The sequence below is a fragment of the Microbacterium sp. NPDC089321 genome, assembly GCF_040684935.1.
Lineage (GTDB): Bacteria > Actinomycetota > Actinomycetes > Actinomycetales > Microbacteriaceae > Microbacterium.
In genome coordinates this window covers 1,164,219-1,178,938 of the sequence record NZ_JBFBGX010000001.1, presented here as the reverse complement: position 1 = coordinate 1,178,938, position 14,720 = coordinate 1,164,219, and the positions used below count along the sequence as shown (strand labels likewise).

Annotated in this window: 11 protein-coding genes; 2 read left to right on the top strand and 9 right to left on the bottom strand. The window is 70.3% G+C overall.

Translation table 11 applies throughout. From position 1 onward, the window contains the following. Window positions 1-48 precede the first annotated feature (48 nt). Together AB0N59_RS05510 and AB0N59_RS05505 are read right to left on the bottom strand one after the other, a co-directional pair. Window positions 49-2,211, bottom strand: coding sequence for an ABC transporter ATP-binding protein (locus AB0N59_RS05510; RefSeq protein ID WP_363481216.1), 2,163 nt, complete (start codon window positions 2,209-2,211; stop codon window positions 49-51). A gap of 83 nt (window positions 2,212-2,294) precedes the next feature. Then, window positions 2,295-4,022, bottom strand: coding sequence for an ABC transporter ATP-binding protein (locus tag AB0N59_RS05505; protein ID WP_363479876.1), 1,728 nt, complete (start codon window positions 4,020-4,022; stop codon window positions 2,295-2,297). 149 nt (window positions 4,023-4,171) lie between these two features. Between AB0N59_RS05505 and AB0N59_RS05500 the strand changes: the two genes are divergently transcribed. Continuing rightward, window positions 4,172-5,329 carry a glycosyltransferase family 4 protein gene (locus tag AB0N59_RS05500; protein ID WP_363479873.1) on the top strand — a complete coding sequence of 386 codons (1,158 nt, stop codon included), beginning with the start codon at window positions 4,172-4,174 and terminating at the stop codon, window positions 5,327-5,329. A 118-nt stretch (window positions 5,330-5,447) separates the two neighbouring features. Here the strand turns inward: AB0N59_RS05500 and AB0N59_RS05495 are convergent, their stop codons facing one another. Then, window positions 5,448-6,506: an enoyl-CoA hydratase/isomerase family protein gene (locus AB0N59_RS05495; RefSeq protein WP_363479870.1), complete on the bottom strand. Its 1,059-nt coding sequence runs from the start codon at window positions 6,504-6,506 to the stop codon at window positions 5,448-5,450. A 134-nt stretch (window positions 6,507-6,640) separates the two neighbouring features. On the opposite strand from AB0N59_RS05495, the gene AB0N59_RS05490 reads away from it, so the two are divergent. Beyond that, the gene (locus AB0N59_RS05490) at window positions 6,641-9,196 is read left to right on the top strand and encodes an ATP-binding cassette domain-containing protein (protein WP_363479867.1); all 2,556 of its coding nucleotides are present in this window, start codon (window positions 6,641-6,643) and stop codon (window positions 9,194-9,196) included. Between the two features lie 39 nt (window positions 9,197-9,235). Here AB0N59_RS05490 and AB0N59_RS05485 read toward each other — a convergent pair whose 3' ends face one another. The 6 genes from AB0N59_RS05485 to hemQ all read right to left on the bottom strand — a co-directional run bounded on the left by AB0N59_RS05485 (window position 9,236) and on the right by hemQ (window position 14,665). After that, on the bottom strand, window positions 9,236-9,688 hold the full coding sequence (locus AB0N59_RS05485) for a hypothetical protein (RefSeq protein WP_363479864.1): 453 nt from the start codon (window positions 9,686-9,688) through the stop codon (window positions 9,236-9,238). Between the two features lie 181 nt (window positions 9,689-9,869). Next, window positions 9,870-11,183, bottom strand: a complete 1,314-nt coding sequence (locus AB0N59_RS05480; protein ID WP_363479861.1) for a glutamate-1-semialdehyde 2,1-aminomutase — start codon at window positions 11,181-11,183, stop codon at window positions 9,870-9,872. 39 nt (window positions 11,184-11,222) lie between these two features. After that, the gene (gene hemB, locus AB0N59_RS05475; protein ID WP_363479858.1) at window positions 11,223-12,200 is read right to left on the bottom strand and encodes a porphobilinogen synthase; all 978 of its coding nucleotides are present in this window, start codon (window positions 12,198-12,200) and stop codon (window positions 11,223-11,225) included. Beyond that, window positions 12,197-12,994: a uroporphyrinogen-III synthase gene (locus AB0N59_RS05470; RefSeq protein WP_363479855.1), complete on the bottom strand. Its 798-nt coding sequence runs from the start codon at window positions 12,992-12,994 to the stop codon at window positions 12,197-12,199. Before AB0N59_RS05470 ends, hemB begins: the two co-directional genes overlap by 4 nt. 10 nt (window positions 12,995-13,004) lie before the next feature. After that, complete coding sequence (hemC, locus tag AB0N59_RS05465; protein WP_363479852.1) at window positions 13,005-13,991, bottom strand: hydroxymethylbilane synthase; 987 nt, start codon at window positions 13,989-13,991, stop codon at window positions 13,005-13,007. Beyond that, window positions 13,988-14,665: a hydrogen peroxide-dependent heme synthase gene (gene hemQ / locus AB0N59_RS05460; RefSeq protein ID WP_363479849.1), complete on the bottom strand. Its 678-nt coding sequence runs from the start codon at window positions 14,663-14,665 to the stop codon at window positions 13,988-13,990. The genes hemC and hemQ overlap by 4 nt, the downstream gene beginning before the upstream one ends. Window positions 14,666-14,720 lie beyond the last annotated feature (55 nt).

Genomic DNA, 14,720 nt, shown 5'->3' with positions numbered 1-14,720 from the left:
GCCCCGTGATCGGGGCGGGCGCTCTGCAGTTCTGGGCGGTGCTGCCCGTCAGTCGCGTCGGGGGTCGGATGCCGTGGACTCGGCTTCCTTCACGGCTTCGCCGAGCTGCTGCGCATCGGGTGCGGCGACGACCTTCTGCTCGGCGACCGCCTCGGCCTCGTCTTCGGCGTCTCCGGTGACGATCACGGGCACGGAGCCGGTGAGCGCCTCTTCGGCATCGATGTCGGTCGCAGCCTGCTCGAACTGCGACTGGTACAGCCGCCAGTACGCGCCCTGCTTCGCGATCAGCTCGTCGTGGTCGCCCTGCTCGACGATGTCACCGTGCTCCATCACGAGGATGAGGTCGGCGTCGCGGATCGTCGACAGCCGGTGCGCGATCACGAACGACGTGCGTCCTTCGCGAAGGGCTGCCATCGCCTGCTGCAGCAGCAGCTCGGTGCGGGTGTCGACGGCGCTGGTCGCCTCATCGAGGATGAGGATCGACGGCCGCGAGACGAACGCCCGTGCGATCGTGATGAGCTGTCGCTCCCCGGCCGACACGTTCGAGGCGTCTTCGTCGAGCACGGTCTCGTAGCCCTCGGGCAGCGAGTGCACGAACCGGTCGACGTAGGTCGCCTCGGCGGCCGCGATGATCTGCTCGTCTGTGGCCGCGTCGTTGCCGTAGCGGATGTTCTCGCGGATCGAGCCCGCGAACAGCCACGGGTCCTGCAGCACCATGCCGGTGCGGCGGCGCAGATCGTCGCGACGCATCTCGGAGATGTCCTGCCCGTCGAGCAGGATGCGACCCGAGTTCAGCTCGTAGAACCGCATGATGAGGTTCACGAGCGTCGTCTTGCCTGCACCCGTCGGCCCCACGATCGCGACCGTCTGCCCGGGCTCCACGCGGAACGAGAGGTCCTTGATCAGCGGGCGGTCCTCGCTGTACGAGAAGGCGACGTGCTGGAACTCGATGACGCCCTTGCCCTCGGGCGCGTTCGGCGCGTCGTCGGCATCCGGATCCTGCTCATCGGCGTCGAGCAGGTCGAAGACCCGCTCGGCCGAGGCGGTGCCCGACTGCACGACGGCGGCCATGCCGCCCAGCTCGCTGAGCGGCTGACTGAACTGCTGCGAGTACTGGATGAACGCCTGCACGTCGCCGAGGCGCAGGTTGCCGCCGGCGACCAGCAGGCCGCCGAGCACCGCGATGCCCACGTACTGCAGGTTTCCGACGAACATCATGGCGGGCATGATGATGCCCGACAGGAACTGCGCCTTGAACGCGGCCTGGAAGAGCTCTTCGTTCTCGACCTGGAAGCTGTCGAGCGCGTCCTTCTCGCGGCCGAACACCTTGACCAGCGCGTGGCCCGAGAAGGCCTCTTCGACGCGGGCGTTCAGTCGGCCGACCTTGCGCCACTGCTGGCCGAAGGCCTTCTGCGAACGCGGGCCGATGATGCCGAAGATCACGCCCATCAGCGGCAGCGAGACGAGTGCGACGAGTGCGAGCTGCCACGAGATCGAGAACATCATCACGAGCACGCCGACGACGGTGAGCACGCTGGTCAGCGCGCCGGACAGCGACTGCTGCATGGTCTGCGTGATGTTGTCGATGTCGTTGGTGACGCGCGAGATCAGCTCACCGCGCTGCACCTTGTCGAAGTACGACAGCGGCAGACGGTTGATCTTCGCCTCGACGTCTTCGCGCAGGCGCCACATGGTGCGCACCATGATGACGTTGATCACGTAGCCCTGCAGCCAGCTGAGGATCGACGCGACCACGTAGATCGCGAGCACGGCGATGATGATCCAGCGCAGCCGCTCGAAGTCGACGCCGTCGCCGACGGCGAAGTCGTCCATGGCCGAGACCATGTTGGCGAACTCGTCCTGGCCCGCGCCGCGCAGCGCCTCGACGACCTGGTCGCGGCTGGTCCCCTGCGGGAATCCGGGCGCTCCGCCGAAGCCCTGCCCGAGGACGCTCGAGATGAAGCCCTCGTACACGACGTTGGTCGCCTCGCCCAGCACCTTGGGTGCCGCGACGGCCAGCACGACGCCGACGGCGCCGAAGAACGACACCAGTGCGAACCACCATGCCGACGGCTTGAGCAGCCCGATCATGCGAGTGAAGCTCGGCCCGAAGTTGTCGGCCTTGCCCGGTGCGGGGCCGTCGAACATGCCCCCACCCTCGAGGCGGGCCTTCTCGGCGAGCTCGGCCTCTTCCTTCTCGGCGTCGGTCATCTCGACCTCAGCCACCGCGGTCGCCTGAGCGCGCGCGGCGAGTGCGCGCTCACGACGCGACACCTTCTTGTCTGCGTTGCCGCTCATGCGTCCACCCCCAGCTGCGACTCGACGATCTCCCGATAGGTGGCGCTGGTGGCCAGCAGCTCTTCGTGCGTGCCGACACCCACGACGGCGCCGTCGTCGAGCACCACGATGCGGTCGGCATCGGTGATCGTCGAGACGCGCTGCGCGACGACGATCTTGGTGACGTCGGGCAGCTCTCTCCAGAGCGCCTGGCGCAGCCGGGCATCCGTCGTCAGGTCGAGAGCCGAGAACGAGTCGTCGAAGATCAGGATGCGCGGCCGGTGCACGATCGCCCTGGCGATCGCGAGACGCTGGCGCTGGCCGCCCGAGACGTTGGTGCCGCCCTGGGCGATGCGCGACTCGAGCCGGTCGGGCATCGCCTCGACGAAGTCGCGCCCCTGCGCGATCTCGAGGGCCGCCCACAGTTCGTCGTCGGTGGCATCGGCACGCCCATAGCGGAGGTTGGATGCCACGGTGCCCGAGAACAGGAACGGACGCTGGGGCACCAGCCCGAGGTCCTGCCAGAGGGCGTCGAGATCGGCATCCCGCACGTCGACCCCGCCGACGCTCACCGAGCCGCCGGTCGCGTCGAAGAGGCGCGGGATCAGCGAGACCAGCGTGGTCTTGCCCGACCCGGTGGAGCCGATGATCGCCACCGTCTCGCCCGGCTTCGCATCGAAGCTGATGTCGGAGAGCACGGGCACCTCGGCGCCCGGGTAGGTGAACTCGACGTTGCGGAAGGCGACGGCGCCCGGCTCGGGGAACTCGGCGACGCCGTTCTCTGGGCGGCTCATCGACGACTCGGCGTCGAGCACCTCGGCGACGCGCTCGGCCGAGACGGCGGCGCGCGGGATCATCATCGCCATGAAGCTCGACATGATCACGCCCATCATGATCTGGCCGATGTACTGCATGAACGCGAAGATCGTGCCGATCTCGGCGTTGCCCGCGTTGATCTCGACGCCGCCGAACCACACGACGGCGACGATCGTGACGTTGAGCACGAGCATGAACAGCGGGAACATCAGCACGAACAGCGAGCCGATGTTGCGACCGAGCACCATCAGGTCGGTGTTGACCTCGCGGAACCGGCGCTCTTCGATGCGCTCGCGGACGAAGGCGCGCACGACGCGCACGCCCGTCAGCTGCTCGCGCATGATGCGGTTGACATCGTCGAGCTTCGCCTGGTTTCGGCGGAACAGCGGCACCATGCGGCCGATGATGAGCACCGCGATGATCAGCAGCAGCGGCACCGAGACCGCGATCAGCCAGCTGAGGCCGACGTCGGTCTGGATGGCCTTGATGATGCCGCCGATCGCGAGCAGCGGGGCCGTGACGAACATCGTCGCGCCCATCATCGCCAGCATCTGCACCTGCTGCACGTCGTTCGTGTTGCGGGTGATCAGCGAGCCGGCGCCGAACTGCGACACCTCGCGCTCGGAGAAGCCGCTCACGCGCGAGAAGACGTCGGCGCGCATGTCACGCCCGGCGCTCATCGCCATCCTGGCGGCGAAGTAGGTGGCGAAGATGGAGGCGAGGATCTGGCCGAGCGACACGAGCAGCATGAAGCCGCCGCGGCTCCAGATGTAGCCGATGTCGGCCTTCGCGACGCCGTTGTTGATGATGTCGGCGTTGATCTCGGGCAGGTTGAGCGATGCCATGACGCTGGCGAACTGCAGCACGACGATCGTGACGAGCAGCGGCCAGTATCTCTTCAGATAGCGGATGAGGAGTTTTCCGAGCACAGGCGGACTTCCTTGTGAGAATTCGGAGGGCCGAAACGCGGCCATCAGACAGAGTGCCACGAAGCGCCGACATTCGTATCCCCCTCAGGGATGACCTTCGCTGTCAGCGGAAAGAGCCGCGCGAAACGACCCCTAATAGACTCGCAGCCATGCCGTTCGAGACCGCCGCCCCCGTGCTGATGGTGTGCGACTACTCGCTGAAGTACCTCGGGGGCGCCCAGACCGCCTTCGTCAGGCAGGCCGAGGCGCTGGCCGCAGAGGGCGTGAAGGTCGTCGTCCTCGCGCCGGATGCCGATGCGCTGGCCGCAGAGGGGATCATCACGGTCTCGCCGCCCCGACGCGGCACGATCCCGGTGCTCGACCTCCCGCTGCTGGGCCGCGCGCGCGACCTCGAGCCACTGGTCGCCGCGACGATCCGCAGGCACGGCATAGGCGCGGTCGTCGTGCACTCCGAGTTCGCCCTCGCTGCCGCCGCGATCGATGTGGCACGGCAACTGGGCATCCCGTCGCTGCACACGGTTCACACGTTCTTCTGGCGGGCGCCCGCGGCGCTCGCCCCCTTCGCGCCTGTGGTGTCCCGTGTGCACCGGGCGCTCACCGGCATCCGCAGCGGCGGACGCTTCACCGGCAGCCATCCGCTGAACAACGCCCTGCGCACCATGACCCTGCGGATCGCCGAACGGGCCGACATCGTGCTGTCACCGTCGAGGCATCAGGCCGTCGCACTGCGCGACGCCGGGGCGGGGCGGGTCGAGGCGTTCTCGAACGTCGCCCAGCCGCTGCAGGTCGCTGCGCCGCCGGACGGCGGACCGCTGCGTCTGCTGTGGGTGGCCCGCTTCGCGCCCGAGAAGCGCGTCGATGTCGCACTCGACGCGATGCGTCTCGTCGTCGATCGGCTCGGCGAGGGCCGGGTGCACCTCGATGTGGCCGGCGGAACGCACCGGCCGCTGCCGGGGGTCACGTTCCACGGGCCGGTCCCGGGTGAGCGCGTGGCCCAGCTGATGGATGCCGCGGATGCCGCGCTCATCACCTCGCTCGGCTTCGACAACCAGCCGATGGTCGCACTCGAGGCGTTCGCGCACGGGCGCCCCGTGATCGTCAGCGACCCGGTGCTCGCGACGGAGTTCGGCGATGCCGCGCTCGGCACCCCGACACCGGATGCCGAGGGGCTCGCCGACCTGATCGTCAGGCTCGAGGCCGACCGCTCGCTGCTCGCCGCGCCTCGCGAGGGCGCTGTCGCGTACGCGAGCGAGCGCGTCGCATCGGCGCACGTCGCGCGACTGCTCGAGCTCGCCGCCTCGGTCTGAGTCACTCGCCCCTGCCCCTCTTCGCGCCCGCACGTCGCTCAGGTCAGCGCACCACTTCGGGCTGAGTTGCGACCTGACGGTGCAGCACACCGGCCGCCAGTCCGCGCCCACCACCGGCTCAGAACAGCGCGGGCTCCGGCACATAGGCCCGGGCGGGTGCCCCGGCATCGGCGGGCAGCTCGGCGACGGTGGCCGGCTGCCACTTCGGGTCGCGGTCCTTGTCGACCAGCTGCGCCCGGATGCCCTCGACGAGGTCCGGGTGGTGATGACCGAACCACATCACGCGGCGGTACTCGCCCTCGAGCGCCTCGCGCACTCCGCTCATCGCGCGGGCCTCGCGCACGGCATCGAGCGTGACGGCGAGGCCGGTGGGTGCGAGCTCTTCGAGCGCGGCGAGGGCGGATGCCGCATCCGGGGCATCCGAATCCCGCAGCCGCTGCATGATCTCGCCCACCGTGTCGGCCGAGAACGCCTCGTCGATCCATTCGCGGGCGGCCGGCAGCGCCGACGGCTCGGGCGTCTCGTCGAACAGCAGCGTCATCTCGTTCGGGGTGCCGGGATCGGCCCGTGTCGCGAGCGCATCGCGCAGCCCGTCGAGGTTCTCGGAGGGCACGTAGTGATCCGCGAAGCCGAGGTACAGGGCATCTGCCGCGTTCATGCTCTGCCCGGTGAGGCCGAAGTACTCGCCCAGCCGCCCCGGCGCGCGTCCGAGCAGCCAGGTGCCGCCGACGTCGGGGGTGAAGCCGATGCGCGTCTCGGGCATCGCCAGGCGCGAGCGCTCGGTCACGATGCGCACGGCGGCGTGACCGGCGAGGCCGATGCCTCCGCCCATCGTGATGCCGTCGGCGAAGACGACGACCGGCTTGGGGTACTCGGCGATCAGCGCGTTCATCGCGTACTCGGCGCGGAAGAAGTCGGCGATGTGCTCGGCGTGACCGCTCGTGATCGAGTCGTACAGCGCGCGCACGTCGCCGCCGGCGCACAGCCCGCGGTCGCCGGCGCCGTCGATCAGCACCGTCTGCACATCGGTGTCGTCGATCCATGCGGTGAGCGCCGCCGTGATCTGCTCGATCATGCCGAGATCCAGGGCGTTGATGGCCCGTGGCCGGTTGAGCGTGATGCGTCCGAGCGAGCTCTCGGTGCGGGCGAGGACGGTGGCGGCTTCGGTGTCGGTCACGCCTGCCAGGCTACTCCGCTTCGCGTTCTGCCCCCATTTGGGCACCAGGATGGGCGCTTTCGGCAGGTGAGACCACGGTTTCCGCGGATTTCCGAGAAGATGGGAGGAATTGTCCCGAAGACGAGAGGTCGACCATGCCCGAAGGACAGGTGCTCGAGTTCAGCCAGGTCACGAAGCGCTTCGGCGCCGTGACCGCGGTTTCCGATCTCTCCGTGCGCGTCGAGCCGGGCGCCGTCACCGGCTTCCTCGGCCCGAACGGCGCTGGCAAGACGACGTCGCTGCGCATCCTTCTCGGTCAGATCCGACCCACGTCAGGCACCGCGACGATCGGCGGCGCGAGCTACTCCGACCTGCGCCACCCGCTGCGCACCGTCGGCGCGGTGCTCGAGGAGTCGGCCTACCGGCCGCGCCGCACTGCGAGCCGCCAGCTGCTGATCGCCGCGAAGGCGAACGGCATCCCCTCGGCCCGCGTCGACGAGGTGCTGCGCCTGGTCGGCCTGCAGGAAGACGCCGACACCCGTCTCGGCAGCTACTCGCTCGGCATGCGTCAGCGCCTCGCCGTCGCATGCGCTCTGCTGGGCGACCCGGGCGTGCTCGTGCTCGACGAGCCGGCGAACGGACTCGACCCCGAGGGCATCCGGTGGATGCGCCTGCTCATGCGCCGCCTCGCCGATGAGGGGCGCACCGTGCTCGTCTCGTCGCATGTGCTGAGCGAGATCGAGCAGGTCGCCGACAACGTCGTGGTGCTCTCGAAGGGCCGCGCCGTGCACGCGGGCCCGATCTCGGAGCTCGCGGATGCCTCGGGCGGAGCCGTCGTGGTGGATGCCGAGAACCGCGCACCCCTGATCACCGCGCTCTCTGCGGCCAAGCTCGACTTCGACGTGCTGCGCTCGGGCGTCACCGTGCGCGATTCGGACTCCGCCACGGTCGGTGCCGTCGCTGCGGCGGCAGGTGTCGCCCTGACGATGCTGCAGCAGCGTGGGCCGAGCCTCGAGGAGGTCTTCCTCGACCTGGTCTACGGTCGCCGCTCCGACAGCCCGCGGCTCGACACGTCGGCCAACCCGGTCGCCCATGCCCCGTTGACGGCGCCCGCCATCGACGATGCGGGCGACGTCGCGCTGGTCGCGGGCGGCGTGCCGCTCGCCGGTGCCGCCGCCGTCGTGGCCGATGGCGGAATGGTCGCCGCCGCGGGCGCCGGATACGGCGCTGCGCCTCACGATGCCGCGGATGCGTCTGCGGACGACGGCGACGCGACCCCGCAGTCGGACGCCGCGGAAGAGCCGGATGCCGCGGCCGGAGACGACGCGGCCGAGACGGAGCCCGAGGCGGGCGCCAGTGCCACTGACGCCGATGCGGGTGCCGATGCCGAGATCGACGCGATGTCGTCGGATGAGGCCCGTGCCGCCGAGCAGAGCGACGACGATCTCGTCGACGCCCTGGCCGACGCGCCCTCGGACGACACTGACGAGACCGCTGGTGCCGAGGGAAGCGACCAGGATGCTGAGGCGGATGCTGAGGCCACCGACGTCGCCGAGGGCGACAACGCCATCGCCGATCTGTTCGGCGCGGCGGCTGAGGCGTCGGACGAAGACCGTGCCGACGCTCCGCACGAGAACGCAGAGCAGCAGCATGAGGGGTCGGCTGACGGCGTCGAGCCTGCCGATGAGCACGGCGACGACGCGCACAGCGAGCATGGCGACGCCGAGCAGGGCGACACCGTGCAGGACGACACCGCGCAGGGCGACAGCGAGCAGGCTGACACCGTGCGGGGCGAGGCGGTCAGCGACAACGGCGACGACGAGCAGGGCGACACCGCTCAGGGTGAGGCGGCCCGCGACGACGAGCACGGCGACGCCGAGCACAGCGACGCCGACCTCGGCGACGCCGACCAGGGTGACGCCGCACAGGGCGACACCGGCGACAAGGAGCAGGATCACGCCGCTCACGGCGACGCCGAGCAGGAGGGCGATCTTCCGGCCGACGAGCAGCGCGACGAGCTCGCCGTCGACGCACGCGCGGCGGACGGTGAGCATCACGAGCACGACGACGACCACGGCTCCGAGGGCCACGACCCGCAGAACGCCGATGAGCAGCCGTCCTCCCATGAGGACGAGCACGGCGACGCAGATCCCGAGTCACCCGAGCACGAAGGCGCCCCGGACGAATCGCAGAGCCCCGCAGATCACGACGCAGAGTACGGCGACACCGACGAGCACGACGCGGCGGACGAGGAGTCGGCAGACGAGCATCCCGCAGCGGATGGGACCGACTCGAGCGCAGACGAGCCGTCCGACGAGACGCGCCCGCTGATCCTGCCGCTGGCGACCGAGGCCGTCACCCTTCCGTCGGCGACCGTCGAGCCGACGTTCACCGAGCTGATCACGGGCATCCCGGCATCCGTCACCACGGAGGGAGCCGACGGTCCGGTGACGACGACCGAGGCGATCTCGATCGTGACTCCCGAGCTCGCGCACGACGAGGATGAGGATGCCGTCGACGACGGTGACGACGATCCGCGGCTCGCCGCGATGCGCACCTCGCTGTCAGCGGCAGCGAGCCGGTTCTTCGACGGGCCCGCTCCCGACTACCCGTACAGCTCGCGGGCCGAGCGTCGCGAAGACGCCGCCGCCGACGCGTCGTCGAACGACGAGGGCGCCGCGCAGCACGACGAGCGCAACGACCACAGCTGAGCACGGCGGCGCCCGGCGCCGTCGTGGTCTCGCGTCAGGTCAGATGGTGCGCGGCCGCGGACGGATGACCGGACGCTGGCGTGACTTCTGAACCGGAACCGATCCGGTCGCGATGTCGACGACGTCTTCGGGCTGATCGGTCACCTCGAGGCGCAGCGCCTGGGTGAGCGCCAGCCCGTGGCGCGTCGTGAGGATCAGCCGCTGGTACTGCGGATCGCCCTCGAGGTCGATGACCACGCTCGGCTTGCGTCGGCGGATGAGCACGAAGTCCGTCGTCTCTGCCGCCTTCCACGTGCCCGCGGCGAGGATGCCGGGGATGTGCGTGCCGGGTCCGGGCACACCGCGCAGCCAGGTCCAGGCATCCTGTGTCAGCTGCACCTTGGTGATGTGATCGCGCTCGATGCGCACGTTCTCACGGTGGAAGGTCGACGCCCGCTCGATGGGCGAGAGCACGACCTCGAGCCGTGTCTGATCCAGCAGCAGGGTCACCATGCGTCCAGTCTGCCAGCGCGCACGGTCGACACGCCCATGACTTGCTGACAGGACGGCAACGATCCTGTTGTGCCGATCCGGCAACCCGCACGCGGGAAACCTCAGACCGAACGCCCACCCACCGGCGCGCCGCCCCACGACACGCCGCCGGCGCACCGGATCGTCCGAGACTCCCGACCGATCAGGCGGATGCCGCGGCCGCAGCCGCCGCAGGCAGCGCCGCCTCGATGGCGGCGAGCTCGTCTTCGCCGTGCGCGGCCGTGAGGAACCATGCCTCGAAGACGCTCGGCGGCAGCGCCACGCCCTGCTCGCGCATCGAGTGGAAGAACGGCGCATACCGGAACGACTCCTGCGTCTGCGCGGTCGCATAGTTCCGCGGAGCCTCGGGAAGGAACGCGACGCCGAACAGGTTGCCCGCCCGGGGCACGGAGTGCACGACGCCGGCATCCGTCAGAGCGGCGTCGAGTGCCGCAGACAGACGCTCGGCCGAGGCGTCGATCCGCGCGTACACCTCGGGAGTCGCGAGCCGCAGCGTCGCGATTCCGGCCGCGACCGAGAGCGGGTTACCCGACAGGGTGCCCGCCTGGTACACGGGGCCGACCGGGGCCAGCATGTCCATGACCGCCGCGCTGCCGCCGAGCGCGGCGAGAGGCATGCCCCCGCCCACGACCTTGCCGAACGTGATGATGTCGGGGACGTACTGCTCGCCCGCCTGCTGCTGCAGGCCCCAGAATCCGGCGGGGTGCACGCGGAAGCCGGTGAGCACCTCATCGAGGATCATCAGCGCGCCGTGCGCGTGCGCGGTGTCGGCGATCAGCTTGTTGAAGCCGGGCACCGGCGCGACGACGCCCATGTTCGCCGAGGCCGCCTCGACGATGACCGCCGCGATGCGCTCGCCATGCTCGGCGAACACCGCGGCCAGGGCATCCGGGTCGTTGTAGTCGATGACCAGCGTCTGCGCGGCGATCGGGGCGGGCACTCCGGCCGACCCGGGCAGGGCGAGGGTGGCGACTCCCGAACCGGCCGCGGCGAGCAGCCCGTCGGAGTGGCCGTGGTAGTGCCCGGCGAACTTGACCAGCAGGTCTCGTCCCGTGGCGCCGCGAGCGAGCCGGATGGCGGTCATGGTCGCCTCGGTGCCCGTCGACACCAGGCGCACGCGCTCGACGGGGCGCACGTCGCCGTGCCGCACGCGATCGGCGATCAGCTGGGCCAGCTCGACCTCGCCCTCGGTGGGCGCGCCGAACGAGAGGCCCCGGGTGGCAGCATCCTGTACCGCCTGCACGACCTCGGGATGCGCGTGGCCGAGCAGAGCCGGACCCCACGACGCGACGAGGTCGAGGTACTCGTGTCCGGCGGCGTCGGTCACGCGGGCGCCGGAAGCGGATGCCAGGAACCGCGGCGTCCCTCCGACCGAGCCGTAGGCGCGCACGGGCGAGTTCACTCCGCCGGGGATCACGGAGCGGGCGGTGTCGAACAGGGAGTCGTTGCGGTCCATGCATCCAGCCTACGGACACCGGCTATGAGCGGCTCCCGGTCAGCGCAGCCACTGGGCGGCTTCGCTCGCCCAGTAGGTGAGGACCGCATCGGCACCGGCCCGGCGGATCGACAGGAGCGACTCGAGCACGGCGGCACGGCGGTCGATCCATCCGTTCGCCGCGGCCGCCTCGACCATCGCGTACTCGCCCGACACCTGGTACGCCCACACGGGCACGTCGACGGCGTCGCGCACCTCGCGCAGCACGTCGAGAAAGCCCATGGCCGGCTTCACCATGACGATGTCGGCACCCTCGTCCTGGTCGAACAGGGCTTCGCGCACGCCCTCGCGGCGGTTGCCGGGATCCATCTGGTACGTGCGGCGGTCGCCCGTGAGCTGCGAGTCGACGGCCTCGCGGAACGGGCCGTAGAACGCGCTCGCGTACTTCGCCGAGTACGCGAGGATCAGGGTGTCGGAGAAGCCCTCGTCATCGAGCGCCTCGCGGATGATCGCGACCTGGCCGTCCATCATGCCGCTGAGACCCAGCAGCTGCGAGCCGGCGCGCGCCTGAGCGAGCGCCATCGAGGCGTACCGCTCGAGGGTGGCATCGTTGTCGACCGCGCCGTCTGGCGACAGCACACCGCAGTGGCCGTGGTCGGTGAACTCGTCGAGGCACAGATCTGTCTGCACGACGAGCGCGTCGCCCACCTCTGCAGCCAGCGCTGCCGTCGCGACGTTGAGGATGCCGTCGGGATCGTCAGCGCCGGAGCCGATCGCATCACGAACGGCAGGCACACCGAACAGCATGACTCCGCCGACGCCGGCCTCGGCGGCCTCGACCGCCGCGCGACGCAGAGAATCGAGGGAGTGCTGCACGACACCCGGCATCGAGCCGATCGGCGCAGCCTCGGAGAGGCCCTCGCGCACGAACATGGGCAGCACGAGCTGACGCGGCTCGAGCGAGGTCTCGCGCACCAGGTTGCGCACGGGCGCCGACTGGCGCAGGCGGCGCAGACGCGCCTCGGGGAACCGGCTCACGGCGCGAACTCGTCTGCGGCGTGCGGAAGGGTGAAGCGCGACACGGTGTCGATCAGGGCATCCACCGTCTGCTTGTCGGCGATGGCCGTGACCGGAAGACCGGCCTTCTCGGCGTCCTTGGCCGTGCGGGGTCCGATCGCGGCGAGCATCGTCGTGTCGGGGATCTCGGGGAACTGCTCTCGCACCTGCTTGGCGACGGATCCGCTCGTGATCAGGATCGCGTTGATGCGTCCGTTCTCGACGTCGCGGCGGATGCGGTCGGTGACCGGCACGCCGACGGTTCGGTACGCGACGACGCTGTCGACGTCGTGTCCGGCCTCGGTGAGCATGACCGACAGCACGGGCTTCGCGATCTCGCTGCGCAGGGTGAGGATGCGCTGCGCGTCGGGCTCGATCGAGATGATCTTCTCGGCCATGCCCGCCGCCGAGTTGTCGAGCTCAGGCATGAGGGCGACGTCGTAGCCGGCGGCCTGCAGTGCCGCAGCGGTCGTCTCGCCGACCGCGGCGACCTTGGTGCGCGACGGGATCTCGACCCGATGCGCGTAGAGCACGTCGACCGTCGTGGCGCTGGTGATCGTCAGCCAGTCGTACTCGCCGGCCTGCAGGCGGGCGAGGGCGGCATCGAGGGCATCCTGATCGGTGGTCGGGGCGAAGTTGATGAGCGGTGCCACCACCGGCACCGCACCGAGCGCGCGGAGGCTGGCGGCGACGCCGTCACCCCAGGGGCCGCCTCTGGGCACGAGAACGCGCCAGCCGTCGAGCGGCCTTGCGGTCTTGGTATCGGAAGCAGTCATCTGATCACTCTCACGGAAGGAGGTCGGCCGCTCCCTGTTCGAGCAGCCGATGGGCCGCAGAATCGCCGAGCTCACGAGCCGTGCGCATCGGGTCTGCACCATCGGCAGCATCCGCTCCGTTGCCGCTGCCGTTCCGTCGAATATACCCCCTGCTCAGGGACTCGGTGACGTCGAGACCGATCCGGCGTCCGCCGCCGGGTTCGTAGACGACCGCGCGCACCCGGATGCCGTCTTCTGTGACGACCGCGTGGGCAGCCATCGGCGCCTGGCAGCCGGCCTCGAGGCCGGCGAGCACCGCGCGCTCGACCGTCACCGCGATGCGAGTCTCGAGGTGGTCGAGCTGAGCCAGCGCCTTCAGCAGGTCGTCCGGGGCGTCGGCGGTGGTCTCGACCGCGAGGGCCCCCTGACCGGGAGCGGTCGGCCATTCGGTGAGGCCGAGCGACTCGCGGCGCAGCGTCGTCTCGGATCCGAGACGGGTGAGTCCTGCTGCGGCGAGGATCACCGCATCCAGCTCGCCGGACGCCACCCGCTCCAGACGCGAGTCGACGTTGCCTCGGATGTCGACGACCTCGGCGTGCGGAGCCCGGCGCCGCACCTGCGCGATGCGACGGGGCGAGCCGGTGCCCACCGTGCTGCCGTGACGCAGCTCGTGCAGAGGAGTGCCGCCGCGCGTGATGACGACATCCCTGGCATCCGCCCGCCGCGGCGTCGCCGCGATGACCAGCTCGGAAGGCACCGCGGTCGGCAGGTCTTTCAGCGAGTGCACGAGGATGTCGCACTCCCCCGCGATCAGCGCTTCGCGCAGGCGGTTGGCGAAGATGCCGGTGCCGCCTATCTCGGAGAGGGATGCCCGGTTCGTGTCGCCCTCCGAGACGATCGGGACGAGCTCGACGGGGCGCCCTGCGACCGCGGCGAGCGCGTCGGCCACGTGACCCGACTGCGCCTGCGCGAGAGCGCTGCGTCTGGTGCCCAGCCGGATCGGCGCGAGGGTGCTCACTGCAGCACTTCTGCGATCTCGTCGAGGCGCAGGCGGCGCCCGGTGTAGAAGGGCACCTCCTCCTTCACGTAGCGGCGGGCCTCGGTGTAGCGCAGGTCGCGCATGAGATCGACGAGCTCGGTCGGCGAATCCGACTCGAGCGGAAGCAGCCACTCGTAGTCGCCGAGGGCGAAGGCCGCGACGGTGTTGGCGATGACGCCGGTGAACGCGGCACCCTTGCGACCGTGGTCGGCGAGCATCTTGCGACGCTCGGACTCGTCGATCAGGTACCACTCGGGCGTGCGCACGAACGGGTACAGGCAGAGCCAGTCCTTGGGCTCGACTCCCCGCAGGAAGCCGGGCACGTGCTGGCGGTTGAACTCGGCGTCGCGGTGCACGCCCATGACGTTCCACACCGGAAGCAGGTCGCGCAGCAGGTCGGTGCGGCGCAGGCGGCGCAGGGCGCGCTGCAGCTCTTCGACGGTGTCGCCGTGCAGCCAGACCATGAGGTCGGCGTCGGCCTTGAGCCCGCTGACGTCGTAGAAGCCGCGGACCGTGACACCCGAGGTCTCGATGTGATCGACGAGAACCTCGAGCTCGGTCACGTCGGCTTCGATCGCCGGAGCGGCGGGGTTGCGACCCCACACTGCCCACAGGGTGAATCCGGACGGGTGTGCATCGAGCGTTTCGGACATGCTTCCAGTCTGCCCCTTCTCAGCGAGGGCGGCGAACCGGGGCGGGCCTGCGCCC

Excerpts from the sequence above, each read along its gene's own strand:
- AB0N59_RS05510 (WP_363481216.1), bottom strand. The coding sequence starts at position 2,211 with ATGACCGACGCCGAGAAGGAAGAGGCCGAGCTCGCCGAGAAGGCCCGC.
- AB0N59_RS05500 (WP_363479873.1), top strand. The coding sequence starts at position 4,172 with ATGCCGTTCGAGACCGCCGCCCCCGTGCTGATGGTGTGCGACTACTCG.
- AB0N59_RS05490 (WP_363479867.1), top strand. The coding sequence starts at position 6,641 with ATGCCCGAAGGACAGGTGCTCGAGTTCAGCCAGGTCACGAAGCGCTTC.
- AB0N59_RS05485 (WP_363479864.1), bottom strand. The coding sequence starts at position 9,688 with ATGGTGACCCTGCTGCTGGATCAGACACGGCTCGAGGTCGTGCTCTCG.
- AB0N59_RS05480 (WP_363479861.1), bottom strand. The coding sequence starts at position 11,183 with ATGGACCGCAACGACTCCCTGTTCGACACCGCCCGCTCCGTGATCCCC.
- AB0N59_RS05470 (WP_363479855.1), bottom strand. The coding sequence starts at position 12,994 with ATGACTGCTTCCGATACCAAGACCGCAAGGCCGCTCGACGGCTGGCGC.
- hemQ (WP_363479849.1), bottom strand. The coding sequence starts at position 14,665 with ATGTCCGAAACGCTCGATGCACACCCGTCCGGATTCACCCTGTGGGCA.